Raw genomic sequence first — 26,169 nt, forward strand, 5'->3', positions numbered from 1 at the left:
CTAGCGCCATTAATTGATTGAACGAATGGATCGAAACGGGACCCACACTCGCATGGATATCGCGCTTACCCAACGCCTGTCATTCAAACAGGCTGGCCTTGCGGTTTTGGTTGCCTTCATCCTGGGAACGACTTTAAGTCTGTTTCAGGTTGCCATTGATTATGCCAGCGAAGATGCCTCGATAAATCAGCAGATCAACTCGCTGATGGAAATCAGCCGAAATCCGGCCTCAAGAATCGCCTATAACATCGACTCCGAACTGGCTCAGGAACTGGTGCTCGGCTTATTGGCGTCGCCCGCGGTGGTGCATGCGCAAATAGTTGATAACAACAATCAGGTACTGGGCGAAGCCAGACGCCCGCCCAGTGAAAGCCCTTACCGGCCCATCAGCGACTTTCTGTTCGATGCGCAACGGACCTTCGAGGTTCACCTCAGCGTTAGCCACGCACCGCACGAAAACCTCGGTGTAATGCGCCTCGACATCGACACTTACGCCTACGGCAGCCACTTTTTACGGCGCTCGCTGCTGACATTTCTCAGCGGGTTTGCGCGCAGTTTGTTGCTTTCGCTGTTCTTGCTGGTGTTGTTCTACTTCACGCTCACCAAGCCGCTGATCCGCGTTATTCGCGCGATCAACAACCGCCGCCCCAACAGCTCTCTGGCCTATCAGCTGGAATACCCGTCCGGCCATGAGCGTGATGAAATCGGCTTGCTGGTGAATGCAACCAATCGCCAATTCGCCGCCATTGCCCGGGAAACCCAGCAGCGTCAGGACGCTGAAAGTCGCCTGACCAACTACCTCAATGAGCTGGAGAATATCGTCTCCGCGCGCACGCTCGAATTGAAAGCCAGCAACGACCGCCTGCTCGACACCAACCGCGAACTGGAACTCGCGCAGGAAGCCACGCTGCGCATGTCGCAGGCACGCTCGGCGTTTATGGCCAACATGAGTCACGAGATCCGCACGCCCCTCAACGGCCTGCTCGGCATGCTGGCGTTGTCGCTCGACGGACCACTCACCAACCAGCAGCGCCAGCAACTGACGATTGCCAATCGCTCGGGCAAGGTGCTGGTCGACCTGCTCAACAGCGTGCTTGATTTGTCCAAGTTCGAAGCCGGACAAATGGAACTCGAAGCCATCCCGTTCGACATGGCGACGATGATCGAAGACACCGCCAGCCTGCTTTCGCAGAGCGCCGCGGTGAATGTCGAGTTAACGTGCCTGATTGATCCGAGTGTGCCGGCTCAGGTGATTGGCGACCCAACCCGCGTGCGCCAGATCATCAGCAATTTGCTTTCCAACGCACTCAAGTTCACCCGTTTCGGCCGGGTTGATGTGCGCCTCAAGCGAATCGGCGGTGGCGTGCAATTAATTGTGCGCGACACCGGCATTGGCATCGCTGAAGACGCTCAGGCGCGAATCTTCCAGCCGTTCATGCAGGCCGGCGCGGACATTACCCGCCAGTTTGGTGGCACCGGCCTCGGTCTGGCTCTGACGCATCACCTGTGCAAAGCCATGAAAGGCCAGCTCAGTCTGGTTTCAAAACCGGGCTTCGGCTCGACCTTCTGCGCCGAGCTGCCGCTGCTCGGCCATTTACCGCCCGAGCAGCCCGCACCACTCAAGGGCAAGGTGCTTGCGCTGACGTCGAAGCACTCCGGCCTGAGCGATTTGCTCAGCAGTCAGTTGCCAGCCTGGGGGCTTGAATACACGCGCCTGGACACCGACGCCAGCCTGCTTGGATTAAACCCGGACCTGATTATCAGCGACTGTCCCGAATGCCTGTATGGCATGCGCCCAAATACCCGGACGCCAATTTTGCTGGTGACAGCCTACGGCAACTTCCTGGGCAATGATCAGGTTGCCGCCTTGTTACCGCTCGAACAATTGGCGCGGCCACTTTCACGCAAAGCGCTCTATGCGGGCGTGCAGCGTACGTGCAGCCAAACGCCAACCCGCGATGAGTTGAGCACGCACAGGCCAAATGTCGCACCCGGGCCAAGGCCCCAAGTGCTGCTGGTGGAAGATAATCTGGTCAATCAGTTAGTCGCCAAGGGCATGCTCAGCAAGCACGGCTGCGATGTGATTGTGGCAGCCGATGGCGCGCAGGCGTTGCAGCAACTGCAAAAGCATCCAGTTGATCTGGTGCTGATGGATTGCAACATGCCGGTGATGGACGGCTACGAAGCCACCCGTTTGATCAGGCGCAATGGCATGCATCCGGGTTTGCCAATTATCGCCCTCACGGCCAACGCCATGCCTGACGAGCGCGAGCGTTGTCAGGCCGCAGGCATGGACGACTATCTGGCCAAACCGATCCACCGTGAAGCGCTGGAGCAATTGCTCAATCGCTGGCTACGACGTGACGAAACGCCGGAGTAACTGCGCCAGATTCTGGCGCAGCGCAACCATCTCATCTTCCTCCGCACCGTGCAGGCACAACAACTCGTTGCGCAGCGGCAGCACTTGTTCGCGCAACTGGCTGCCCGCTTCGGTGAGCTGTATGTGAACTTCGCGCTCATCACGAACCGAACGCTGACGCGATACAAAACCGAGCTGTTCGAGGCGCTTGAGCAGCGGCGTCAACGTGCCGGAGTCGAGTAACAAGCGCTCGCCCAGCGCCTTCACCGTCGGCTGTTCAGGCGCCTGAACCTGCCACTCCCACAGCACCAGCATGGCCAGATACTGCGCATAGGTCAGATTAAGCTGGTCGAGCATCGGCTTGTAGGCACGAATGACAGCCCGCGAAGCCGCATAAAGCTTGAAGCACAACTGATTATCCAGCAGCAGCGATGCGTCATCTAAATGGGCCTGCGTATTCATTTCAGCAGCGCTTCGATTTCACCTGTCAGGTCTTCAGGCTTGGTCGCAGGGGCAAAACGCTTAACCTGCTGGCCATCGGCGCTGATCAGGAACTTGGTGAAATTCCACTTGATGCCTTGGCTGCCGAGCAGACCCGGTGCGCGTTTTTTCAGCTCAGTGAACAGCGGATGGGCATCGCTGCCATTCACATCAATCTTCTTGAACAGTGGAAAACTCACACCATAGTTGAGCTCGCAAAACGACGATATAGCGCCTTCATCGCCCGGCTCCTGCTTACCGAACTGGTTGCAGGGGAAGCCGAGGATCACCAAGCCTTGATCCTTGTATTCCTCCCAGAGCTTTTCCAGCCCTTTGTACTGAGGGGTGAAACCGCACTTGCTGGCAGTGTTAACAACCAGCAACGCCTTACCGGAAAAGTCGGCCAAGGTTTTTTGCTCGCCCTTGATGGTCGTACAAGGGATGCTCAGCAGATTGTTGCTCATGTTGGTTTCCGCGCAATGAATGAGTGAACTCATAAAATAGCGCTCGATTAAATTGCGTGCAATTTATATTGCCTATCATCACCAGCGGATTTACCCCGATATAGCCTGCGATGAGAAAATTCGACGCAGTCCCTTTGCCACAAACCAGACGCGACGTATTATTCGCAGCACTTTATTAGCGCAGTCCTCGCTCAGCTCAAGCTTGCAGCAACCACTGCCCCGCCTCTTCACTTCAGGATCGGTTCACATGCAGTTCAGCAAATCGAACAAGCTTGCCAACGTCTGTTATGACATTCGCGGTCCCGTCCTCAAGCACGCCAAGCGTCTGGAAGAAGAAGGCCAGCGCATTCTCAAGCTGAACATCGGCAACCCGGCTCCCTTCGGCTTCGAAGCGCCGGAAGAAATCCTGCAGGACGTGATCCGCAACCTGCCGACAGCGCAGGGTTACAGCGATTCAAAAGGCTTGTTCAGTGCCCGTAAAGCGGTCATGCAGTACTACCAGCAGAAAAACGTCGAAGGCATCGGCATCGAGGACATCTACCTCGGCAACGGTGTTTCCGAACTGATCGTGATGGCCATGCAGGCGCTGCTCAACAATGGCGATGAAGTCCTGATCCCGGCGCCCGACTATCCGCTCTGGACAGCCTCGGTGGCGCTCTCGGGCGGCAAGCCCGTGCATTATCTGTGCGACGAGCAAGCTGGCTGGTTCCCGGACATCGCCGACATGCGCGCCAAGATCACGCCGAACACCAAGGCATTGGTGCTGATCAACCCGAACAACCCGACCGGCGCGGTGTACTCCAAAGAAGTGCTCGCGGACATCGTCGAGTTGGCGCGCCAGCACAATTTGGTGATTTTCTCGGACGAAATCTACGACAAGATTCTCTATGATCAGGCCCAGCACATCTGCACCGCTTCGCTGGCGCCCGACGTGCTTTGCCTGACCTTCAACGGCCTGTCGAAGTCTTACCGCATTGCCGGTTTCCGCTCTGGCTGGGTGGCCATCAGCGGCCCGAAACACCGCGCGCAAAGCTACATCGAAGGCATCGACATTCTGGCCAACATGCGCCTTTGCGCCAACGTGCCGAGCCAGCACGCGATCCAGACCGCACTGGGCGGTTATCAGAGCATCAATGATCTGGTACTGCCGAACGGCCGGCTGTTGGAACAACGCAACCGCACCTGGGAACTGCTCAACGATATTCCCGGCGTCAGCTGCGTAAAACCGATGGGCGCGCTGTACGCATTCCCGAAAATTGATCCGAAAGTCTGCCCGATCCATAACGATGAAAAATTCGTGCTCGATCTGCTGCTCTCCGAAAAACTGCTGGTGGTTCAGGGCACCGCGTTCAACTGGCCGTGGCCGGATCATTTCCGCGTCGTCACCCTGCCCCGTGTCGATGAACTGGAAATGGCAATCGGCCGGATCGGCAACTTCCTGAAAAGCTACAAGCAGTAATCCTCAAGCCCGGTGGCAAACTCTGCGACCGGGCTTTTTTGTAAGTGATGACGTCTCAAGTTGGGCCCATGGATTTACACATCGACGATTTCTACAAAGACGCCGCCGCCACCTTGCTGATGCTGTATCAGGCCTTTCCGCGCAAGATTGCGGTGTATGTCGAAGACCTGATCGGCCGCGAAGAACCCGATGAATATGGCTTGCCGAGCAAGCGCCATCTGGGTTGCCTGAGCACCATGCTGTGGCTGGCGGATGAAGGATTTATCCGCTACGAAACCACCATCAGCTACGACGCCATGGATCAAGCCGTGCTCACCGAACGGGGCTTTTTAAATCTCACCCGCAGCGTGCCACACGTGGTCAGTAACGAGCCGGCACTGCCGCCCAGCGTGCGCCGTACCCAGGCGACACTGGCCTATCAGCTTCGTGACGCGATGAATCAACAACACAGTGAACGTATCGTCCGACTCAGCCGTCTACTCTTCGCCAATGCCGCGCCCGCCGAGCACGACACAGTTTGAAATAGTCGCCGAGTTGAAGTGTTCGATGCGCCCCCTTATATAGCCCTGTATTCAGTAGCCTTTTCCCGTTGAGGAGTTGTTTCAAACCATGAAACGCATTTTCCTGTTCCTAGCCACCAACATGGCGGTGTTGTTAGTCGCCAGCGTCACGCTGAAGCTGCTGGGCGTTGATCGTTACACCGGACAGAACTACGGCAGCCTGCTCGCGTTCTGTGCCGTCTTCGGCTTTGCAGGTTCGCTGGTGTCGCTGTTCATCTCCAAGTGGATGGCGAAGATGAGCACAGGCACGCAGATCATCACTCAACCGCGCACACGCCATGAGCAATGGCTGTTGCAGACCGTTGAAGAGCTGTCGCGCGATGCCGGTATCAAAATGCCGGAAGTGGGCATTTTCCCCGCTTACGAGTCGAACGCATTCGCCACCGGCTGGAACAAGAACGATGCATTGGTAGCCGTAAGTCAGGGCCTGCTGGAACGCTTCTCGCCCGACGAAGTGAAAGCCGTTCTGGCCCACGAAATCGGCCACGTTGCCAATGGCGACATGGTCACGCTGGCGCTGATTCAGGGCGTAGTAAACACCTTCGTGATGTTCTTTGCGCGGATCTTCGGTAACTTTGTCGACAAAGCCATTCTGAAAAACGAAGGTGGCCCGGGTATTGGCTACTTTGTTGCGACCATCTTCGCAGAACTGGTACTCGGCATTCTGGCCAGCATCATCGTCATGTGGTTCTCGCGTAAGCGTGAATTCAAGGCCGATGAAGCCGGCGCCCGCCTTGCCAGCACCGAATCCATGATCGCAGCCCTGCAGCGCCTGCGCTCTGAGCAGAACGTGCCTGTCGAGATGCCAAGCACCTTGGCTGCATTCGGCATCAACGGCGGCCTGAAAAACGGCCTCGCCGGCCTGCTGATGAGCCACCCGCCGCTTGAAGTGCGCATCGAAGCCCTGCGCCAGCGTCGCTAAAACGCATCGCAGCAACCGAAAAAAGGCGACCACGCAGGTCGCCTTTTTTATTGCCCGATAGCCAGCCCTGCCCGATGCGTGTTCAGCAGACGTTGAACCCGCGCCAGAAAACCCGGTCAATTTTAATAACTGCAGCCCTGTGGCTACAGCCTCCTTCGCAAGCCGAAAACGGCCCTGAACAGGAGCAAAACCATGACCGAATACAATTGGGATCTGATTGAAAACTTACTCCGCCATGCCCAGAGCAGTGGCGGTGAGTCGTTCAAGCCTCGCGAATACGCCGAACAACTGGCGCATCAGAAAAGCACGATCAGCACCGCCAAGCCCAATCTGGATGACCTGAAAAAACTCGCCTGCGATTACGAAGCCTTACTGCTAAAGGCGGACTTCATTGCACCACGGCCCGAAGAGCGCGGTGGCAACGGCGAAAACTTCGTGCTTACCGATCGCGGCCAACGCCTGCTGAACCTGCTTGGCAATCAGCAAGCCCGCGAACAACTCGACGCCAAAGGCAAGGCCGCGCTGGTACCTGAAGTGTTCGACTCCCTGCCCGCAACAGCCCCAATCGCAAGTCGCTGATTAGCCACCGGCTCTGATTTCAGCATTAATGACGGAGTAGTCGTACTGGCGGGAAACCCGGGCTTTTTCCGTGTGCTCTAAGCGTGACTGGTCGCCATGTGGCGGCCCGGGCGCTGACTCGATCTCGCACCACCCCACGCAGGACTAAAAGACCAGCGCGGGGCGATTCGACATACCATCAGTGACGTCAGTCTTTCAGCAGCCTGTAAACCCGCTCATCAAGCGCCGTCAGGCCGCGCTCAGCAAAGCGCCAGTTCAATCCCATGACATCGGACACCTCTAGCGTCTCAAGCTGCCAGCCAGCGCTGTACAACGCCTTAACTTCTTCAGGATTCACCGCGAACGGCGGGCCATCCATCTGCGCCTGATCATATTCAAGCGTCACCAAGAGTCCCTGGGCGCCTGCCGGCAAAATACTCAGCAAGTGAGCGGCATAACGCTGGCGCATTTCGGGGGGTAACGCGATCAACGCCGCACGGTCGTAAAACCCAACGCAAGCGCCAACCTGCTCTGCAGTCAGGGCAAAGAAGTCACCGCAATAAATCTCTACCGGGCCGGCGCTGTAAACCGTGAAAGCACCTTCTTGGCGAATGCCGGGCGTCAGTTGTTGCTCGGCAAAGAACGCCTGTGCCGCTGTCTCGGCCAACTCTACCCCTAGAACCTTATGACCCTGTGCAGCCAACCAGGCCATGTCCAGGCTCTTGCCGCACAGTGGCACCAGAATTTGCGAGCCGTCTGCCCCGGCGTCGGTAAATTGCAGGGTTTGCCAAAAGCGCTGCAAATAGTCGTTAACCTGCTTGGCGTGAAAACCGATTTCGTTGCGCGCCCAGCGCTGTTGCCAGAATTCAGCTTGCATAATCACTCCTCGGTAGTTGACTGCATGGTGCCGCAAATTGGACTCATGCGCCAAGCCACCGAATACCTGCCGGTCAAGCATCCAGTTTTCTGATCGATTTAGTCAAATAAACCCATTTGAGTTGCCGACTTTATCGATAGAAAATCGCGCCTATCACTGAGGAGCACGTATGCAACCGAGCCTGTACATTTCTCACGGATCGCCCATGCTCGCCCTCGATCCGGGCGCCATCGGCGTTGCATTGCGCCGACTCGCCGATGCGCTGCCGCGGCCAGACGCGATTGTGCTGATGTCGGCGCATTGGGCCAGCCACGACCTGCGCGTCAGCAGCGCCGCACATCCCGAAACCTGGCACGACTTCTCGGGCTTTCCGCCCGCCCTGCACCAAGTTCAGTACCCGGCGCCAGGCAGCCCTGAACTTGCCGGGAAAATCCTGCAAATGCTCGATGCCAGCGACCTGCCTGCACAAGCAGATGAGCAACGACCATTCGATCATGGCACTTGGGTGCCGTTATCATTGATGTATCCGCAGGCCGATATCCCGGTGGTGCAAATTTCACTGCCGGTCAAACAGGGCCCTGAATTTCAGCAACGTATCGGCAAGGCGCTGCGGCCGTTGCGCGAACAAAACATCCTGCTGATCGGCTCAGGCAGCATCACCCATAACCTGTATGAACTCGACAGATATGCAGAACCCGAAGTGAGCGCACCCTGGGCGCAAGCATTTCGCGACTGGATGGTGGCAGCATTGTCCGCCGGCGATGAAGAGGCGCTGCTCAACTACCGCCAAATCGCCCCGCACGCCACACGAAATCACCCAACCGATGAGCACTTGCTGCCGCTGTACTTCGCACGGGGTGCAGGCGATGCATTCAAAATTGAACACAGCGGTTTTACTCTGGGATCACTGGCAATGGATATTTACAGCTTTGCCTGAATACGCGCACGCCAATTCATCGAAGTAAACAGTCGATTATTCAAGTCGCGGGATACCAAGGGGATTCAATAAGGAGTTATTGCGTTGGGCTTCCCAGTTGCTGGGAGCCGATTACAGCGGAACACTATTTGTAGTGATCAACTGTTTTCTGAACAGCTAGAGGTCTTGAGGCTATTTTCTTGATTTTAATAGCACTCTCACTTTGCATGCCAAAATATTCTTTTAAGTGCCTTTCAGCAACCTTCCTTGATCAAGCCAAAGCAAATCCACATCACCGTTAACTAAAGCTCGGATATGGGCTACTCTGTTCGAGTGTCTCATATTCGGCTCAATACATAACAAAGACTTAGGATATTTTAGATATGCAACAATAACTGCATCATAATCATCGACCCCACTTGCCATTATTGTCCTAATACCAAGCCCTCCAGAGAGGTTACTGCCATAATAAGCTATCTTTAGGTAAGCGGAGGCGATTTCTTTTTTTTCGAATTCACTACTTAGCATAACCGCTAAAATCTGCTCTCGAATTTTCCTTCTTGGTGTCTTCTCGTATCGTCTAGTAACTGTGCGAACTAGTTGCTGTTCTATCGTGCTCGCTCCTTGCGTTCTTCCTACTGCGACCCTTACTTTTAACGCTCTAATTATTGCAAAAGGGTCAATACCATAATGGAGTGAACTACGATGATCTTCTGCGATTATCAAGGTATACAAAAGAGAATCACTTATTTCTACCGGATACTTCGGTCTCAACTCATGGACAACAGAAATGCAATTGTTTAAATCATCGATTATTGATCTATATGCAAATAGCCTTACCAGCGCAGCTGCTAGACTGATGGGGACCGTGAGCACTTTGAAGGATGCTCTTTGAAGGCTTCTCTGCCACACAATACAGTTCCTTTTGTGTTTGCCGCTGTAGAATAAAACTCCCCTGAAAATGGAATAAACCTTTTAAATATCAACCCAAAAAACCTATACCTATCTATTTTGACAAGCATATATATCGTGCTATCTCTAAGCTCACCTTTCTCTATAATATGAAGGTGCAAAACACTGCTCCTTATATAATTTCTTTCCACTCTTCCCGTTATCACACCGCGACTCTTACCTACCCCCTCAAAGTCATTACAGGCCTCAGGAGTCATATCACCAGTTTTCTCAGAGGTACCTGAAATTATGTACCCATCGGAATAAAGAATCAGAGTGTGGAAAGTAATCAGATTCCTATATGGATTATAGGCAGAAGAAGTTGCAGAGCTTTTTGTATGAAAAACCCCTGAGTAATTGGCGGCCCTATTGAAAAACTCTCGAATCGTGAAAATCACGAGTGCCGTGACCAATGCAGCAACAAGCGAACCATAATTTGATGAAGCCAAACCAAAGTTGTGTATTACATAAAGGGTACTTACAATCGCTTGACAGGCACTCAAAACATAAAGCTCTAGAGTTATACAAAAAGACATTAGTAGCTTCCACCTCGCAAACCGAGCATTTACCAAAATGCTAGCATGATCAGTGGCCGATAGTACTAACTGTGATTATTATATTGAAATCTGAAAGATCAGTATTGGGAGCATTAGCCCCAAAAGTTCAGATAGATAAAATTTCTCTACATATGCATGAGCACGCAGATTTTCAACTATCGAAAATTTAGCCAATAATTCTCGTCACGCCTTTCACAACATTAATTTGAAGCGGAGTCATTCGCTTGGGAGCAGAGTTGATGCCCTCGGCATAAGCGAATAGATTCCAACGAGCTAAACTGGAGCGTTTGACCGCCCTTAGGGACAAAATCTAGCAATGCATTCAGCCCATACTGAAGAAGGTCATTCATCCCCAGCAGGCTGACCTATGCGCTGCAAAACAATCGCGACGAGTCTTTCGAATACATGGGTATACCCAACACTCAACTATAAAGTATTAGTGCAGCGCGGGAGGATCGATACAGGTGATGCAGAAGCCGCGCTTGAGATGACAGCATACAGAACAAGAATGACACGAGCAGTCCACCGCTTAGGTGTACCTAAACGCGACACTTCAAGACTTTTGAGAGATAACCCTTTGAGAATTAAAGGGCTGGCGTTATTGGAGGCGTCCCTACCAGCCACACCCCGGCACACAATGTTCCCGCTGTGGCTGCTTCCTTCCGGATCTGACCAGGTTCACGGGTAATCGTTGCGGAGGGACCGGTAGGGCCACCATAACGCGCCCGCCTTGCAGCGAGCGCCGCCATTGTACCGGCTTGAGCTAAAGTTACAACCTTCTCAATCACTTAGCCTGCAAATCAGGCGCAAGCGCTGAGGATATTGATCACAATCAACGCGCAAACCGGCGTGTGCACTAAGCTTGCTGTGACATTTTGCCCGCTTAATCTTCCCAGCCATCGGGGAATTTCCTGCAAGCGTGCGAGTCACATAAGCGTCTTGCACGCCTGGCACACGCCACAAGCAGTGCCATTGGCGGCAAAACGCAGTAACCTGCAACAGCGCTAGATGCGCAGCCCATCTCTACAAGGAGCAACAGCATGGCCATGACTAAAGATCAGTTGATCAGCGACATTGCAGAAGCCATCGACACCCCGAAGGCGACTGTTCGCGCGGCACTTGAACAGCTCAGCGAAATCGTCAGCGATGCCCTCGAAAACGGCGATGAAATCACCCTGCCAGGTATCGGCAAGCTCAAGGTCACCGAGCGCCCTGCACGCACCGGCCGCAACCCGCAAACGGGCAAGGCGATCGAAATTGCAGCGAAGAAAGTTGTTAAGTATGTACCCGCCAAGGCTCTGACTGACGCGATCAACTGATCCGCCAAAGGCTGACTGCCCGCCTTTAGGCGCAAGCAGCAAGCGGGTTATCACATCTGGATAACCCGCAGCCACCCACCGGCTCGCACGCCCTGTGCAGAGCCTGCTTTAAACCTCGATACCGTAACCTGCCAGGCGCTGAATAAACTGCGCCTCGTCCAGCACAGCCACGCCCAGCTCAGTTGCCTTCGCCAGCTTGGAACCCGCCCCGGGCCCTGCTACCACGCAGGTGGTTTTGGCAGACACTGAACCGGCTACCTTGGCGCCCAGCCCTTCGAGCTTTTCCTTGGCCACATCACGGCTCATGATTTCCAGGCTGCCGGTCAGCACCCAGGTTTGTCCGGCCAGCGGTAAACCCTCGACCTGCTTTTTCTCACTTTGCCAGTGCATGCCGAAATCACGCAGTTGCGCCTCAATCGCCAGCGCCCGCTCAGCATTCGCCGGATCATCGAAGAAATCACGCAGCGAGCGGGCTGCCTTTTCGTTCAGGCGTTCGACTTGGCGCAAATCCAGCCAGTCAGCCTGGATAATCCCCTCAAGTGACTGGAATCGAGCAGCCAGCCTTTCAGCGCCGGTTGCCGCGATGGAGGCAATATTGAGCTTGTCGATAAAGCCGGCGAGCGTGGTGCAGGCAGCAAATTCAGGATGCAACTCGCCCTCTTCCTGCAATTGCAGGCCGCGCTCGAGCAAATCGGCAATTACCTGACGGTTATGCGGATCGATAAAGAAGCTGTGTATTTCGTGCGCCACTTCCAGCCCGACGTCTGGCAGATAAGTCAGCACTTCCGGCAACGCCCGCTGGATGCGCTCAAGCGAGCCCAGCGCGCGCGCCAGTAGCTTGGCGGTCTCCTCGCCTACATCAGGAATACCCAGCGCATAGATAAAGCGTGCGAGCGTCGGCTTGCGGCTGTCGGCAATTGCTGCGAGCAGGTTCTTGCTCGACAGCTCGGCAAACCCCTCCAGCTGCACCACCTGATCGAACGTCAGCGTGAAGAGATCAGCGGGCGAGCGCACCAGCCCTTCATCGACCAGTTGCTCGACGCTCTTCTCGCCGAGCCCTTCAATATCCATGGCACGGCGCGAGACGAAATGAATAATCGCCTGCTTGAGCTGGGCCGCGCAGGCCAGACGGCCGAAGCAGCGATAGATCGAACCTTCGACAAACGATTCCTTGCCCTTGCTGCGCTTGACCAGTTGGGTGCGCTCGACATGCGAGCCGCACACCGGACAATTCTCGGGGATGCTCACCGCACGCGCATCGGCGGGGCGACGCTCGGTCACCACCTGCACCACTTGCGGGATTACATCGCCGGCGCGGCGGATGATCACGGTATCGCCGATCATCAATCCCAAACGCGCTACTTCATCCATATTGTGCAGCGTGGCGTTGGACACCGTAACGCCCGCCACTTTCACCGGCTTGAGGCGCGCCACCGGGGTGACTGCTCCCGTGCGGCCAACCTGAAACTCAACATCCAAAAGCTCGGTCAGCTCTTCCATTGCCGGGAATTTATGGGCAATCGCCCAACGTGGTTCACGCGCCCGGAATCCCAGCTCGCGCTGACTGGCCAGGCTGTTGACCTTGAACACCACGCCGTCTATCTCATACGCCAACGACTCGCGGCGCTCGCCAATGTCCCGGTAATACGCAAGACACTGATCGATGCCCTTGGCCAGTTTCAGCTCGCGACTGATCGGCATGCCCCAGTCTTTGAGCGTCTGCAAAATGCCGATATGGGTTTGTGGCAGCTCGCCCTCAACCTGCCCGATGCCGTAGCAGCAGAATTCCAGCGGACGCGCGGCGGTGATCTTGGAGTCGAGCTGGCGCAAGCTGCCAGCCGCCGCATTGCGGGGGTTGGCAAATGTCTTGCCGCCCAGCGCGAGTTGGCGCTCGTTAAGCGCCTCAAAACCGGCCTTGGACATGAACACTTCGCCGCGCACTTCAAGAACCGCAGGCCAGCCCTCGCCCTGCAGCTTTAACGGCACATTCCGGATGGTGCGCACATTGACGCTGATGTCTTCACCCGTGCTGCCGTCGCCACGCGTAGCGCCGCGCACCAGCAGGCCGTCGCGGTACAACAAGCTCACCGCCAAACCGTCGAGCTTGGGTTCGCAGCTGTATTCAACCTCCGCGCCGCCACCGAACAAATCGCCGGCGGGCAAATCCAGCCCTTCACGCACTCGCCTGTCGAAGCTGAGCATGTCCGCTTCTTCGAAGGCGTTGCCGAGGCTGAGCATTGGCACTTCGTGTTTGACTTCGTCAAAGGCTGTCAGCGCCAGGCTGCCGACTCGCTGTGTGGGCGAGTCCGGCGTAATCAGGTGCGGGTTATCGGTTTCAAGTTGCTTCAACTCTTTGAACAGACGATCGTACTCGGCATCCGGAATGCTCGGTTCATCAAGTACGTGGTAGCGGTAATTGTGCTGATCAAGTTCGGCACGAAGTTCAAGAATGCGCTGGGCAACTTCACTCATAACAATGTCTCGGAAACGAAAAGAGCAGCCGCAGCTGCTCTTTTTCTGGTCATTAACTGTTTGCTTGCAGCGGCGCTAAAAGCAAACCTTAACTCTGGATGCTGTGCTTACTTTAGCTTGCCTGTCATCTGACGGCGCTCGAACTCGACAATCCGCTGACGATAATGCTCGATGGTTTGCGCGGTCATGACACTGCGCTGATCGTCTTTCAACTCACCGTTCAGCTCGTGCGCCAGTTTGCGCGCGGCAGCCACCATCACATCAAAAGCCTGCTTGGGGTGACGCGGGCCTGGCAAGCCGAGGAAGAAACTCACGGCGCGGGTGCTGAAACCCTCGATATCGTCGAGATCAAAAGTACCCGGCTTCAATGCATTGGCCATGGAGAACAGCACTTCGCCATTGCCGGCCATGCTTTCGTGGCGATGGAAAATATCCATCTCGCCAAAGCGCAGGCCACTTTCAAGAATATTCTGCAGCAGTGCCGGGCCTTTGAAGCCATCACTGTCACGCGCGATTACGTTGATAACCAGCACTTCGTCGACCGGTGCCTGCTCTTTTTCGGGCTTGGCTGGCTCGGCGATTTTTCCAGCCTTTTCAGGTTTGCTCGAAACCGGCTCATCGAGGTCGAGATTAAGGTTCAGATCACCCTGTTGCGGCTCTTTGGAAGGACGGCGGCCAGAGTCGCGCGCACTCATCGACGGCAAATCGGTCTCGTCGAACGAAGGCTCTTTGTGCTCGGCAGGGCTAAGCACGCGTGGCGGGCTCAGCAAATCCGGGTCGCTGTCATCATCCGGGAGATTGGCAGCACTGCGATCAAGTTTGAACTTCAACTTGCCCTTGCCGCCGCGCATGCGCCGCCAGCCGTCGAACAAGATACCAGCGATCACAATGATGCCGATGACTATCAGCCACTCGCGCAGACCGAATTCCATGAAATACCCTGACCCCTAAAAAATTAAAAACAAAAATGAAGCCGAAAAACCCAGGCTTCCAACACTCTACTTGTACTGCCAAATGCACTTAAGGCTCTAAATTCTGGCGGGTGACTTCTACCTGTAACAAAAGTGGGCAATAAGCTATCACGACGAACGGTAACTTTACACTGCCCCAAGCGTAAAACAGTCACTCACACGCCTGTTCTGCGAAGAACTTGAGTAACAATCAATAAAGCACAGTCTACAAGTTGTAATTGTGCATTTCGAGATTGTTTTCTCAGCCCGGCGTACACAACCCAGGCAACCCTCAGAAAACCGCCCTGTCAGGCATCAACCATCGCCAGCGCTTCCTCGACATCTACCGCAACCAGACGCGAACATCCCGGTTCGTGCATGGTTACACCCATTAACTGATCCGCCATTTCCATGGCGATCTTGTTATGCGTGATGTAGATGAACTGCACTTTCTCGGACATCTCCTTGACCAACCGCGCGTAACGGCCGACGTTGGCGTCGTCCAGTGGTGCATCCACTTCATCGAGCATACAAAATGGCGCGGGATTCAACTGAAAGATAGCAAATACCAATGCCAGAGCCGTCAGTGCTTTCTCACCGCCAGACAACAAATGGATGGTGCTGTTCTTCTTGCCGGGCGGGCGCGCCATGATCGTTACACCAGTATCGAGTAGATCTTCGCCCGTGAGTTCCAAATAAGCGCTGCCGCCGCCGAAAACTTTCGGAAAAAGTGCCTGCAAACCGCCGTTGATTTGATCGAACGTCTCCTTGAATCGATTACGTGTTTCCTTGTCGATCTTGCGGATGACGTTCTCCAGCGTTTGCAATGCCTCTTCAAGGTCGGCGTTCTGCGCATCCAGATAACGCTTGCGCTCGGACTGCTGCTGATACTCGTCAATCGCCGCCAGGTTGATTGCACCGAGGCGCTGAATTTTCCCGCCAAGGCGCTCAAGTTCCTCTTCCCAGGCGCCCTCGCTGGCATCCGCAGGCAAGGTACCGAGCACGGTATGCAGGTCATAGCTGTCCTCGCCGAGCTGATCCTGCAACGCTTTGCGCCGCACATTGAGTGACTGCCACTCCATGCGCTGTTGTTCGAGCTGACCGCGCAACAGCTGCGACTGCTGCTCGGCCTGGGTTCTGCGCTTTTCAGCGTCGCGCAATTGGCGGTCGGCATCTTCCATCGCCAGCCGTGCATGCTTGAGTTCATCTTCGACGCCCATGCGCCGGTCAAGCAGCTCCTCAAGCTTGAGGCGCAACTCTTCAAGCGGCGCTGCGCCCTCCTCCAAATTCAAACTGAGCTGCTCACGGCGCTCGTGCAGGCGCTCGGATTGCAGCTTGAGGCGATCCAGCGCTTGGCGCGTCGAGTCATGCTGTGCGCGCAACGAGCCCATGCGCACCGCCAAGTGATGCGCATGGTCTTTATGCTGACGCGCATCCTGGCGCACCCGATCGAGGCGCTCGCGTAATTGGTCACGCAATGCCTGCAAGGTCTCTCGCTGCTCATTGTCGAGCGCCATCGCATCCAGCGACTCTTGCAGCAACAAACGGCTCTCGCCCAACTGCTCATGCTCAAGTTCACGTTGAGCGCTGAGTTCGGCAATTTCATGGTCGAGTCGCTGGCGGCGCAACGTCAGTTGCTCGGCCTTGGCCTGGCTGGCCGAAAGCTGAGCCTTGAGTTCACTCAACTGGCGGGCCTGATCCTGAATCTGCCGACGCAAGGACTCGCGCTGCTGCTCAAGCTGAGTTTGCTGTTCACGCAATTGCTCGAGACGCTCATCAAGCACCTGCAACGAGGCTTCGCGCTCTGCACATTCAAAGCCTAATTGTTCGATCTCCTGGCCGCGTGCCAGCAGCCCGCTTTCGGCCTCGCTGGCACGACGAATCCGCAAGAAATGCCGCCCCAGCCAATAGCCATCACGGCTGATCACGCTTTCATCATCGGCCAGTGTCGAACGGGCAGCCAAGGCATCATCAAGGGTTTCAACCGTGCGCACGCGCGCCAGCCACGGCGCCAGATCAATCGACGCCTCGACCTTATCGAGCAAACTGCCGGCCACTCTCGTGGCGCCTTTGCTGGCCGTTATCAGCCGCAGGTCGCCCTGACTGAAGCTGGCAAAGTCGTAATCGCTCAAGCCTGCCGCCTGGCCGTCATCCAACAGCACAGCTTGCAGGTCGGCGCCAAGCACGGTTTCTACGGCCAGCTCCCAGCCAGTGTCTACCCGCAAGCCTTCGGCCATGCGCGGCAAATTGGCCAACTGCTGGGCCTGCAACCATTGTGCTGTGCCCTGCCCCGGATCCAGCGCGGCCTGCTGCAACGCCTCAAGCGATGCCAGGCGACCATTGAGTCGCTGCAGCTCACCCTGCGCTTGTTGCTGGGCCTGACCGGCCTGCTGCAATTCGTCACGCAGTTGTTGCAGGCGCTCAGCTACTTCGGCCTCGCTCACTTGCAGGGTTTCTTCCTGCAGCAAACCGGCAGCCACTTGCTCGCCCAATTCGATAATCGCGGCATCCTGCGGATCTGCGCTCAGCTGCTCCAATTCATCAGCCAGACGCCGCTGACGCTCGGCCAGGCGTTCAAGCCCTTGCTCCAATTGCTGAATGCGCGATTGCTGCACCTCGGCCTGACGACGCGGTTCGGCGGATGACTGATTGAAGCCATCCCACTTTTCCTGCCAGCCCTGCATGGCCGTCTCAGCGTCTTCAAGCGCCGCGGCACTCTCTTCAGCGGCCGCCGCCGACAATTCCTGCTCAGGCGCCAGTTGGCCAAGCTCCTCGTCGAGCGTGGCCAACAGCGTGCTGTCGTGCCCAAGATGCGACTCGGTCTCCTGACGCGAACGCTCGGCCTCCATCAGGTCATCCTGCAACTGGCGGAGACGTTGCTGGCCGTGCTGAATACTCTGCTCGACGCGAGCGATATCACCGCCCACCGAATAGAAGCGCCCCTGCACCAGATTGAAACACTCGGAAAGCTCGTGATGACCGTCGCGCAGGCGCTCAATGCTCGCATCGGCGTTGCGCTGCTCGGCCACCAGCGCCTCAAAACTGATTTCCTGATTGCCGATAACCGCTTCGCGCTGACCCACCTGTTCATTCAGGGTTTGCCAACGCAGGGCTGTCAGCTGCGCCTTGAGCTGGCGTTCTTCGGCTTTGTACTCCTGATACTTCTCGGCGGCCTGGGCCTGACGATGCAGGCGTTCAAGCTGGCGCTCGAGCTCTTCGCGCAGGTCAGTCAGGCGCGCAAGGTTTTCGTAGGTACGGCGAATACGGTTTTCGGTTTCGCGGCGGCGCTCCTTGTACTTGGAGATGCCCGCCGCTTCCTCGATGAAGTTGCGCAAGTCTTCGGGCTTGGCCTCGATCAACTTGGAGATCATGCCCTGCTCGATAATCGAGTAGCTGCGCGGGCCCAGACCAGTACCCAGGAAAATATCGGTAATGTCACGCCGGCGGCACTTGGTGCCGTTGAGGAAATAGGTGTTCTGACTGTCCCGCGTGACCCGGCGGCGAATCGAGATTTCGTTGTAACCGGCGTATTCGCCCACCAGCGTGCTGTCGGAGTTGTCGAACACCAGCTCAATCGACGCCTGCGTTACGGGCTTGCGGGTATTCGAGCCATTGAAGATAACGTCAGTCATCGACTCGCCGCGAAGGTTCTTTGCCGAACTTTCGCCCATCACCCAGCGTACTGCGTCGATAATGTTCGATTTACCGCAACCGTTCGGCCCCACGACGGCAGCCATGTTGCTCGGAAAGGTCACGGTTGTCGGGTCGACGAAGGACTTGAACCCGGCCAGCTTTATACACTTCAGGCGCATGCGCAGTTCGCCTCACGCGCAGCCAGCGCTGGCATCGGGTAAAAAGCAATTGCCTGAGTTCGCTCAAACGGCTTGAGCGCGCCACGGATGATCCGGCCACCATGGTCATGGTATTGGGCAATCTGCTCGGCGAGGCTGTCCGATGCCTTGAACGTCATGTTGATCCTTAGGTTCTGTTGACCTATTTGGGCTAAAGGCCCGCCATGCTTGGCGCGGGCGCAGTGTAACACAGCAAAAACAGCCTCAAAGCCACTGGCTCTGCAACGCCAACAGCCTTATTCAAACTTGCCAATCGCGGCACAATAACACTGTCGCCCGGCAACCCGGTAAGATGCTTGAGTGGGCGAACAACGTGCTCGCGCCGTAACCCGACATACCGCGCCATTGCACCCGCAGCCCGCGCTAAGCGGAGCGCCGTTTGCTACAGAACGTTGGGTTCCATCTCCAGCTCAACCCCAAAACGCTCGGCTATATCGTGCTGAATCCGCTGCGCCAGCGCCAGCAGCTGCTTGCCGCTGGCATTGCCGTAATTGACCAGCACCAGCGCCTGCAGCTTGTGCACGCCCGCGTCACCCTCGCGAAAGCCTTTCCAGCCTGCACGCTCGATTAGCCAGCCAGCGGCCAGTTTGACCTGCCCATCCGCCTGCGGGTACGCCACAACGTCGCTGTGCAACTGGCTGATCTGTTCGGCAAGCGCAGCACTGACCAACGGATTCTTGAAGAAACTACCGGCATTCCCCAGTTGCGACGGGTCGGGTAGTTTTTCACTGCGAATCGCGCAAATCGCCTGGCTCACATCGGTCGCAGTCGGATCAGTGATGCCTTGTGCCTGCAAACGCTGCTGCACCGGCCCATACCCCAAATGCAGGACATTGCGGCGGGTCAGCGCAAAGCGCACCCGCAGAATCACCCAACGTCCGGGCTGCTGCTTGAATATGCTGTCGCGGTAAGCGAACGCGCAGTCTTCTGCGCTGAACTCACGCAATTCACCGCTTTCGCGGTCCAGCGCGGTCAACCCGGCGAATACATCTTTGATTTCGACGCCGTAGGCACCGATATTCTGCATCGGCGCTGCGCCCACAGTGCCGGGAATCAGGCTGAGGTTTTCCAGGCCAACAAAGCCCTGCGCCAGGCTCCATTGCACGAATGGATGCCACGGCTCGCCAGCTTGCGCCTCGACCACAACCCTGTCGGCGTCATCTTCAATAATGTTGATACCGCGAGTCGCCATGCGCACGACCAGCGCATCAATGTCGCCAGTGATCAGCATGTTGCTGCCGCCGCCGAGTAACAGCACCGGCAGTTGCTGCTGCTCGGCGAAACTCAGTGCCGAGCGTAGTTGCTCATCGTCGTGTACTTCAACCAGTGCCTTGGCCGACGCCTCGATGCCAAACGTATTGAGACGTTTGAGCGAGACGTTGTGCTCAACCTGCAAGCTCATAAACGTCCCTCAAGCTCAGCCACCAGCGCATCACAGGCCTGCTCGAGCAGATCGAGCACGTTCTCAAACCCATCATCGCCGCCGTAATACGGGTCCGGCACCTGCTCCACTGCCAAGCCGTAGCGGCGCAGGAACAGGTCGAGTTCAGCGCGGCCATTAGCAGGCTGAAACTTGGCAAGGTTGCTCAGGTTGCTGTTGTCCATCGCCAGAATCAGGTCGAAGGCGGCAAAGTCTGCCGTTGAGACCTGACGCCCGCGCAAACCCGACAGATCGTAACCACGGGCTTGCGCGGCACTGCGCATTCGGCTGTCGGGTGGATTGCCGACATGCCAGTCACCCGTGCCCGCTGAGTCGACTTCAATCTGCGCGCTCAACCCCGCCTTGCGCAATTTTTGGCGCAAGATGCCTTCAGCCGCAGGCGAGCGGCAGATATTGCCCAGACACACGAACAATACGCGCATCAGTCGGCCAACAACTGACGAACACGGTCCAGGTCTTCCTGGGTATCAACCCCGGCAGGAGGCGCTTCCAGCGCGTCGGCAACATGGATGCGCACGCCATTCCACAGCGCCCGCAATTGCTCCAGGCACTCGGTGTTTTCCAGCCAGCACGGGCCCCACTCAACGAAGTCGTGCAGGAACTTGGCGCGATAGGCGTAAATTCCGATGTGCCGGCGGTATGGCACACCGGCTGGCAACTGGTCGCGCTCACCGGCAAAGTCATCCCGCGCCCACGGCAGCGGCGCGCGGCTGAACGTCAGCGCCAGACCATTGAGGTCGGTGACAACCTTGACCACATTGGGGTTGAACAGTGCAGCCGCCTCGTTGATCGGCTCTGCCAGCGTGGCAATGCCCGCCTGCGCATTGGCGGCCAGATTGCTGGCGACCTGATCGATAATCACCGGCGGTATCAGTGGCTCGTCGCCCTGCACGTTGACCACGATGGCATCTGCAGGCAAACCCAGCGCTGTGGCCACTTCAGCCAGGCGGTCGGTACCTGAATTATGATCGACCCGCGTCAGCAGCACCTCGGCACCGAACGCCTGACAACGCTCGACGATGCGTGCATCGTCAGTTGCAATCACCACCCGATCAGCGCTGCTTTTACAGGCTTGCTCCCAGACATGCTGGACCATCGGCTTGCCTGCAATGTCCTGCAAAGGCTTGCCGGGCAGGCGCGTGGAGGCATAACGCGCCGGGATTACTACCGTGAATGCAAGGCTCATTTACTTGTCCAGTCGCTCATCAGTATTGAGGGTGCGCGCTTCTGTTTCGAGCATGACAGGGATACCGTCACGCACCGGATAAGCCAGGCCATCGGTTTTGCAGATCAGTTCGGATTTATCGGCAACCAGCTTCAGCGGGCCTTTGCACAGCGGGCACGCCAGAATATCGAGTAATTTCGGGTCCATGGACAATCCTTAAACATCAATGGGCCGCCCGGCCGAGCACCAGAGTGCGGGCTAGCGCGGCAGATCAGTAGGTTGCAGCAACGCCTGCACGCGTTCGGTGAACCACAAGGTGAAGGCTTCTGAAGGCTGAGCATCAACCGCAAGATACCACCAGTTCGGCTGGGCAAAGGCGTGGCACTTGACCGCGTCTTTTTCCGTCATCACCAACGGCAGCGCCGGGCTGAAATCCAGCAGTTGCGCAGAAAACTGCGCATGGTCACTGAACGCATGCGTTATGGGCTGCAAGTGTAGCGCTTCGAGGGTTTTGAAGAAACGCTGAGGATTACCGATTCCCGCGACTGCATGCACCTGCTGGCCATTGGGGAAATGGTCCAGCGGGCAACGCTCGCCGGTCAGTACATTGATCAACGCCTGCGGCTGCAGGGTGAATCCAAAGCCGTCTTGCGGATCTGTCGGCGCACCGTTGTAGAGCAACGCATCCACCGATTCGAGCCGTTCAACCGGCTCACGCAATGGCCCCGCTGGCAAGCAACGGCGATTGCCTAAACCACGCGCCGCATCGATCAGCACCAACTCCATGTCGCGGGCCATGCGGTAATGCTGCATGCCGTCGTCACTGAGAATCAGCTGCAAGGGTTCGGCGTCCAGCAAGGCGGCAATGGCGCGACTGCGATCAGGGTCGATCATCAGCGGCACGCCGCTGCGCTGAACAATCAGCAGCGGCTCATCACCCGCAATCGCTGCGTCTTGATCTGCCTCGACCCGCCACGGCAATTGCGGCGGCTTGGCGCCATAACCGCGACTGACCACGCCGACCTTGATGCCGCGCTGCTGGCAATAATTGACCAGCCAGAGGATCAACGGCGTCTTGCCGGTGCCGCCTACGGTGATGTTGCCGACCACGATAACCGGCACGGGCGCACGGTAAATCTCGCCGACACCGGCCAGAAAACGCTCGCGCTTGCCCTGCACCACTCGGCGATAAAGCGCTTCCAGCGGGCTGAGCGCGCCGAGCAGTGGATGCCCTTTGTACCAGGCAGCAACAAGACCATCAGACAACGGCATCGGAGAACCTCAAGAAAAAACGACTGCGCCGCTGATCAGGGCGCAGTCTCGGCCTCGACGGTGGTGATTCGCAGGTGCGCGAAGCCCAGCTTGCCCGCTGCGTCCATCGCCGTAACCACGGCCTGGTGCTCGGTTTTGGCGTCGGCACTGATGCTCAATGGCAAGCTGGTGTCGCCATCGGACTCTTTCTGTAGCGCGTTCATCAGGCTGTTGAGGTCGCTTTTCAGCAGCTCCTTGCCATTCACCGAGAACGTACCGTCTACCGCGATCAACACTTCAAGCTGCTTGATTTCGGTCTGTTCCGGCGGAGTGCCGGTTACAGCCTCAGGCAAATCGACCTTAAGCTGAGTTTCGCGGGTGAAGGTTGTCGTCACCACAAAAAACAGCAGCAGGATAAACACCACATCAATCAATGGGGCGAGGCCGATCTCGACATTTTCACGTGGCTTGCGTCGAAACTTCACGCCTTGTCCCCGCCTATCTCTACGTCACGATCCCCCTGCACCACTTCAACCAGCTTGATTGCTTCCTGCTCCATGCCAACCACCAACTCATCAACCCGACGCTGCAGGTAACGGTGAAAGAACAGAGCCGGGATCGCGACCATCAAGCCCGCTGCCGTGGTAATCAGCGCCTTGGCGATACCGCCGGCGAGCAATGGCGCGTTGGCCATGCCTGAATCCATGAACGAGGAGAAAATCTGGATCATGCCCAACACGGTGCCGAGCAAGCCGAGCAACGGGGCGATGCCGGCAATGGTGCCAAGGGCATTGAGATAGCGCTCAAGATCGTGGACGACGCGTGCGGCCGCCTCTTCGATGCATTCCTTCATGATCTCGCGGCCATGCTTGGAGTTGGCCAGTCCCGCGGCGAGAATTTCACCCAACGGCGAGTTGGCGCGCAGCTCCTTGAGCTTTTGCGCGTTGAGTTTCTTGGCCTTGATCCAGCCCCAAACGGTGGCCAGCAAGTTGCCAGGCTTGACGCGACTCGGGCGCAAGGTCCACAGCCGCTCGGCAATGATCGCAGCCGCCGCAATTGAACACAGTATGATTGGCAGCATCATCCAGCCACCCGCTTTAACCAGTTCCCACACAGTGAACAACCCCCTCGATAAAAGTCGCGCCACTCTAGCATAGGGTCAATCGCTAGCCGACCGCCGCTGTTCTCATTTTTCTCGCCAAAAGCGAGATTCTGTCCGCAATGTTTTAGCGTCTGTGAACTGACCAAGCTGAACGGTCACCGCGCCCTGCTCCACAGTGTCGTACACGCGCGCCGGAATTTGCGCATAGCGCGCCAATACATCCGGGGCCGGGTGACCAAAAGCATTGTGCTTGCCCCGCGAGATTAGCACCGCTTGCGGGGCAACCCGCTGAACAAATGCGCGAGAAGACGACGAACGACTGCCATGATGCGCCGACAGCAGCCAGCGCGCCTCAAGTTCCAGCCCACTGGCCAGCAACGCGCTTTCGGCCGCCACATCGATATCGCCAGTCAGCACGATCCGCTCGCCCTGCGCTTCAATGATCAGCACGCATGACGCCTGATTCGCATCACTGGCATCTGCCCAGCGCCAGCTATGCAGGATCACGCCATCCCACTGCCATGAGCGTTGCCGGCATGGCTGAGCCTGCCAGCGTGGCGGTAACCGGCCGGCCTCACCACTGATGACATGCTCGACCGGCATGCCATCGATTACCGCCGAGGCGCCGCCTATATGATCATTATCGCCATGACTCAACAGCAGAAGGTCGAGCTGCGCGATATTCAGCGCGCGCAGCGAAGGGAGCACCACGCGCTCACCCAAATCAAAGTCGCCGAAGCGCGGCGCCGCGTCATACAACAACGCATGGTTGCGCGTACGCACCACCACCGCAAGGCCCTGACCGACATCGAGCATGTTCACGACAGCCGTACCCTCTGCGATTTTCTGCGGTGTGGTGAAGAGCAACGGCAGCATCAGCGGCCAGCCAAACAAGCGCAGCGGTAACCCCGAGGGCAGCAACAGCAACAACGTGCCCGCACAAGCCAGTAACCACACGCCCAGACCATAAGCACCCGGCGGCCATGCGGGCAGCCAATGCGCCAGCGGTGTGAGCCCGCGAAACAGCATCTCGACCAAGCCGCCGGCCAACCATAAAAGCCCTGCCCCCACATGAGGCACCGGCAACAGCAGGCTGCCCGCCAGTGCCAACGGCACGATGACCAACCCCACCAATGGCACCGCGACAAGATTCGTCAGCGGCCCACTCAGACTCACGGGCAGTCCCAATGCCAGCATCATCGGCAGCAACCCCAAGGCAATCGCCCACTGCGCGCGCACCAGCGATTGCCCCCACGACCAACCGCCGAGTCGCCCACTGAAAATCAACAAGAGCAGCGCTACCGCTGAAAAGGACAACCAGAAGCCAGCCTGCAAACTCGCCAGCGGCTCATTGAGCAGCACCACGATCAAGGCAAACAGCAACACGTAGGACGCGCCAATCCGACGAAATCGCAAACGCCAAAGCAGGACCAACCCGACCATCGCACAAGCACGCTGCACCGGCACCTGAAACCCGGCCAGAAACCCGTAGACCAATGCGCCGCACAGCGCTAACGCACAGGCGCATGGCAGCCAGGGAATGGCTTGTGGCCACCAGCCGATCCGCGCCAGACCCGCGACCAGCGCATACAACAGCCCCGCCAACAAGCCGATATGCGTGCCGGATATCACCAACAAATGCACAGTGCCAGTGGCTTTGAGTGTGGCCCAGTCAGCGGGCGCGATTGCTGAGCCATCGCCCACTACAAGCGCCGAAAGCATCGCCTCCCGTCCATTTGCCGGGGTTGCCAACAGCCGCTTGCGTAACCTGTCGCGCCAACTGCCCAGACCACTCGCCGGGGCAATACGCTGGCCGTCCTTGACCGAACCGGTTGCGCCGATGCGTTGCGCCAGCAACCAGGTTTCATAATCGAACACCTGCGGATTGACCAAGCCATGCGGGCGTTTCAAGCGCACAGCTAAACGCCAGACTTCACCCGCAACCACCGAATGCTGGCCGTACCAGGAGAGGCGTATTTTTTGCGGCAATACCGCCCGGCGCGAAACCGGGTGTGCGAGCTCAAAGCGCACAACGCCATCATCCTGCTGCGCCAGCCCCACCACCTGCCCTTGCAACCAGAGCGTGCGACCATCCAGCTCAGGGGCCAGGCGGTCATCCAGCGCCAGCTGTGCACTGGCGCACGCCCATGCCAGCCCCCAGCACGAACCAGCCAATGCTGTTAATCCGGGTGAACACCAAACCGACAGCCAGCAATACGAGCAGGCCAAGCAGCCACGGTGGCGGCAGCACGGGCAATAAACGTAATGACAATAAGCCGAGCACAAGCGCTATCATCCCTGAGCGCATTCGAACTCCTTGAACACCCGTTCCCTGGGCGATTGCAAAAGCTGGGTGAAAAACTTGGCGAAGCGGTTTAGCATCGCTGCGCTGAGGTTAGTCGAGCCAGAGCACTTGCATGGGTGAGCAATGAATTTTCCTGCGATTGCCAGCCAAAATTCTCTTGATCAAGGTTGAGAGAGCAGCCCTTAACTTTTGAGTGCATAATACTGGCGC

General features: G+C 57.2%; 23 protein-coding genes, 1 other RNA gene and 1 pseudogene. 7 read left to right on the plus strand and 18 right to left on the minus strand.

All coding sequences use genetic code 11. The annotated features are described in order from the left end of the window. Window positions 1-52: 52 nt before the first annotated feature. Window positions 53-2,380, plus strand: coding sequence for a hybrid sensor histidine kinase/response regulator (locus BM395_RS00600; protein WP_090508530.1), 2,328 nt, complete (start codon window positions 53-55; stop codon window positions 2,378-2,380). On the opposite strand, the gene BM395_RS00605 is transcribed toward BM395_RS00600, so the two are convergent. Both BM395_RS00605 and BM395_RS00610 read right to left on the minus strand, forming a co-directional pair. Beyond that, entirely contained in the window at window positions 2,354-2,821 is a 468-nt protein-coding gene (locus tag BM395_RS00605; RefSeq protein ID WP_090508531.1) for a MarR family winged helix-turn-helix transcriptional regulator, read from the minus strand. The genes BM395_RS00600 and BM395_RS00605 overlap by 27 nt on opposite strands. Further along, window positions 2,818-3,303, minus strand: coding sequence for a glutathione peroxidase (locus BM395_RS00610; RefSeq protein WP_090509159.1), 486 nt, complete (start codon window positions 3,301-3,303; stop codon window positions 2,818-2,820). The genes BM395_RS00605 and BM395_RS00610 overlap by 4 nt, the downstream gene beginning before the upstream one ends. Window positions 3,304-3,550: 247 nt before the next feature. Here BM395_RS00610 and BM395_RS00615 point away from each other — a divergent pair, with 247 nt between their 5' ends. From BM395_RS00615 to BM395_RS00630, 4 genes are all read left to right on the plus strand, one after another. Continuing rightward, window positions 3,551-4,762, plus strand: a complete 1,212-nt coding sequence (locus BM395_RS00615) for a pyridoxal phosphate-dependent aminotransferase (protein WP_069898774.1) — start codon at window positions 3,551-3,553, stop codon at window positions 4,760-4,762. Between the two features lie 68 nt (window positions 4,763-4,830). Further along, complete coding sequence (locus BM395_RS00620) at window positions 4,831-5,283, plus strand: hypothetical protein (RefSeq protein WP_090508532.1); 453 nt, start codon at window positions 4,831-4,833, stop codon at window positions 5,281-5,283. Between the two features lie 88 nt (window positions 5,284-5,371). Next, window positions 5,372-6,244, plus strand: a complete 873-nt coding sequence (gene htpX / locus BM395_RS00625) for a protease HtpX (protein ID WP_090508533.1) — start codon at window positions 5,372-5,374, stop codon at window positions 6,242-6,244. 192 nt (window positions 6,245-6,436) lie between these two features. Next, the gene (locus BM395_RS00630; RefSeq protein ID WP_090508534.1) at window positions 6,437-6,823 is read left to right on the plus strand and encodes a transcriptional regulator; all 387 of its coding nucleotides are present in this window, start codon (window positions 6,437-6,439) and stop codon (window positions 6,821-6,823) included. A gap of 187 nt (window positions 6,824-7,010) precedes the next feature. Here the strand turns inward: BM395_RS00630 and BM395_RS00635 are convergent, their stop codons facing one another. Next, window positions 7,011-7,679, minus strand: a complete 669-nt coding sequence (locus BM395_RS00635) for a thiopurine S-methyltransferase (protein ID WP_090509162.1) — start codon at window positions 7,677-7,679, stop codon at window positions 7,011-7,013. 169 nt (window positions 7,680-7,848) lie between these two features. Here BM395_RS00635 and BM395_RS00640 point away from each other — a divergent pair, with 169 nt between their 5' ends. After that, window positions 7,849-8,616, plus strand: a complete 768-nt coding sequence (locus tag BM395_RS00640) for a DODA-type extradiol aromatic ring-opening family dioxygenase (RefSeq protein WP_090508535.1) — start codon at window positions 7,849-7,851, stop codon at window positions 8,614-8,616. A gap of 222 nt (window positions 8,617-8,838) precedes the next feature. Here the strand turns inward: BM395_RS00640 and BM395_RS00645 are convergent, their stop codons facing one another. Both BM395_RS00645 and ffs read right to left on the minus strand, forming a co-directional pair. Beyond that, window positions 8,839-9,507, minus strand: a complete 669-nt coding sequence (locus tag BM395_RS00645; protein WP_170860525.1) for a biosynthetic peptidoglycan transglycosylase — start codon at window positions 9,505-9,507, stop codon at window positions 8,839-8,841. A gap of 1,207 nt (window positions 9,508-10,714) precedes the next feature. Then, an RNA gene (ffs, locus tag BM395_RS00650) (signal recognition particle sRNA small type) lies at window positions 10,715-10,811 on the minus strand. 332 nt (window positions 10,812-11,143) lie between these two features. Between ffs and BM395_RS00655 the strand changes: the two genes are divergently transcribed. After that, on the plus strand, window positions 11,144-11,422 hold the full coding sequence (locus BM395_RS00655) for an HU family DNA-binding protein (RefSeq protein WP_069898783.1): 279 nt from the start codon (window positions 11,144-11,146) through the stop codon (window positions 11,420-11,422). Window positions 11,423-11,530: 108 nt separating this feature from the next. Here BM395_RS00655 and ligA read toward each other — a convergent pair whose 3' ends face one another. The 13 genes and pseudogenes from ligA to BM395_RS23765 all read right to left on the minus strand — a co-directional run bounded on the left by ligA (window position 11,531) and on the right by BM395_RS23765 (window position 25,962). Continuing rightward, window positions 11,531-13,894 carry an NAD-dependent DNA ligase LigA gene (gene ligA, locus BM395_RS00660; protein ID WP_090508537.1) on the minus strand — a complete coding sequence of 788 codons (2,364 nt, stop codon included), beginning with the start codon at window positions 13,892-13,894 and terminating at the stop codon, window positions 11,531-11,533. A 107-nt stretch (window positions 13,895-14,001) separates the two neighbouring features. After that, the gene (gene zipA, locus BM395_RS00665; RefSeq protein ID WP_090508538.1) at window positions 14,002-14,826 is read right to left on the minus strand and encodes a cell division protein ZipA; all 825 of its coding nucleotides are present in this window, start codon (window positions 14,824-14,826) and stop codon (window positions 14,002-14,004) included. 326 nt (window positions 14,827-15,152) lie between these two features. Beyond that, window positions 15,153-18,656, minus strand: a complete 3,504-nt coding sequence (gene smc, locus BM395_RS00670) for a chromosome segregation protein SMC (protein ID WP_090508539.1) — start codon at window positions 18,654-18,656, stop codon at window positions 15,153-15,155. 53 nt (window positions 18,657-18,709) lie between these two features. Then, window positions 18,710-18,814: pseudogene (locus BM395_RS23090) on the minus strand (GntR family transcriptional regulator); the annotation flags it as partial. Window positions 18,815-19,077: 263 nt separating this feature from the next. Further along, window positions 19,078-20,097, minus strand: a complete 1,020-nt coding sequence (gene murB / locus BM395_RS00675; RefSeq protein ID WP_090508540.1) for a UDP-N-acetylmuramate dehydrogenase — start codon at window positions 20,095-20,097, stop codon at window positions 19,078-19,080. Beyond that, window positions 20,094-20,558 carry a low molecular weight protein-tyrosine-phosphatase gene (locus BM395_RS00680; RefSeq protein ID WP_090508541.1) on the minus strand — a complete coding sequence of 155 codons (465 nt, stop codon included), beginning with the start codon at window positions 20,556-20,558 and terminating at the stop codon, window positions 20,094-20,096. Before BM395_RS00680 ends, murB begins: the two co-directional genes overlap by 4 nt. After that, on the minus strand, window positions 20,558-21,322 hold the full coding sequence (gene kdsB / locus BM395_RS00685) for a 3-deoxy-manno-octulosonate cytidylyltransferase (protein WP_090508542.1): 765 nt from the start codon (window positions 21,320-21,322) through the stop codon (window positions 20,558-20,560). Before kdsB ends, BM395_RS00680 begins: the two co-directional genes overlap by 1 nt. Continuing rightward, window positions 21,323-21,508, minus strand: coding sequence for a Trm112 family protein (locus BM395_RS00690; RefSeq protein WP_069898793.1), 186 nt, complete (start codon window positions 21,506-21,508; stop codon window positions 21,323-21,325). A 51-nt stretch (window positions 21,509-21,559) separates the two neighbouring features. Then, the gene (lpxK, locus tag BM395_RS00695) at window positions 21,560-22,573 is read right to left on the minus strand and encodes a tetraacyldisaccharide 4'-kinase (RefSeq protein ID WP_090508543.1); all 1,014 of its coding nucleotides are present in this window, start codon (window positions 22,571-22,573) and stop codon (window positions 21,560-21,562) included. Between the two features lie 35 nt (window positions 22,574-22,608). Next, entirely contained in the window at window positions 22,609-23,037 is a 429-nt protein-coding gene (locus BM395_RS00700) for an ExbD/TolR family protein (protein ID WP_069898796.1), read from the minus strand. Next, window positions 23,034-23,666, minus strand: a complete 633-nt coding sequence (locus BM395_RS00705; protein WP_069898798.1) for a MotA/TolQ/ExbB proton channel family protein — start codon at window positions 23,664-23,666, stop codon at window positions 23,034-23,036. Before BM395_RS00705 ends, BM395_RS00700 begins: the two co-directional genes overlap by 4 nt. 72 nt (window positions 23,667-23,738) lie before the next feature. Next, window positions 23,739-25,829: a DNA internalization-related competence protein ComEC/Rec2 gene (locus BM395_RS00710; RefSeq protein WP_342029832.1), complete on the minus strand. Its 2,091-nt coding sequence runs from the start codon at window positions 25,827-25,829 to the stop codon at window positions 23,739-23,741. Beyond that, entirely contained in the window at window positions 25,768-25,962 is a 195-nt protein-coding gene (locus tag BM395_RS23765; protein WP_342029833.1) for a hypothetical protein, read from the minus strand. Before BM395_RS23765 ends, BM395_RS00710 begins: the two co-directional genes overlap by 62 nt. Window positions 25,963-26,169 lie beyond the last annotated feature (207 nt).

It is taken from the genome of Pseudomonas marincola (genome assembly GCF_900116605.1).
GTDB classification, from domain to species: domain Bacteria; phylum Pseudomonadota; class Gammaproteobacteria; order Pseudomonadales; family Pseudomonadaceae; genus Aquipseudomonas; species Aquipseudomonas marincola.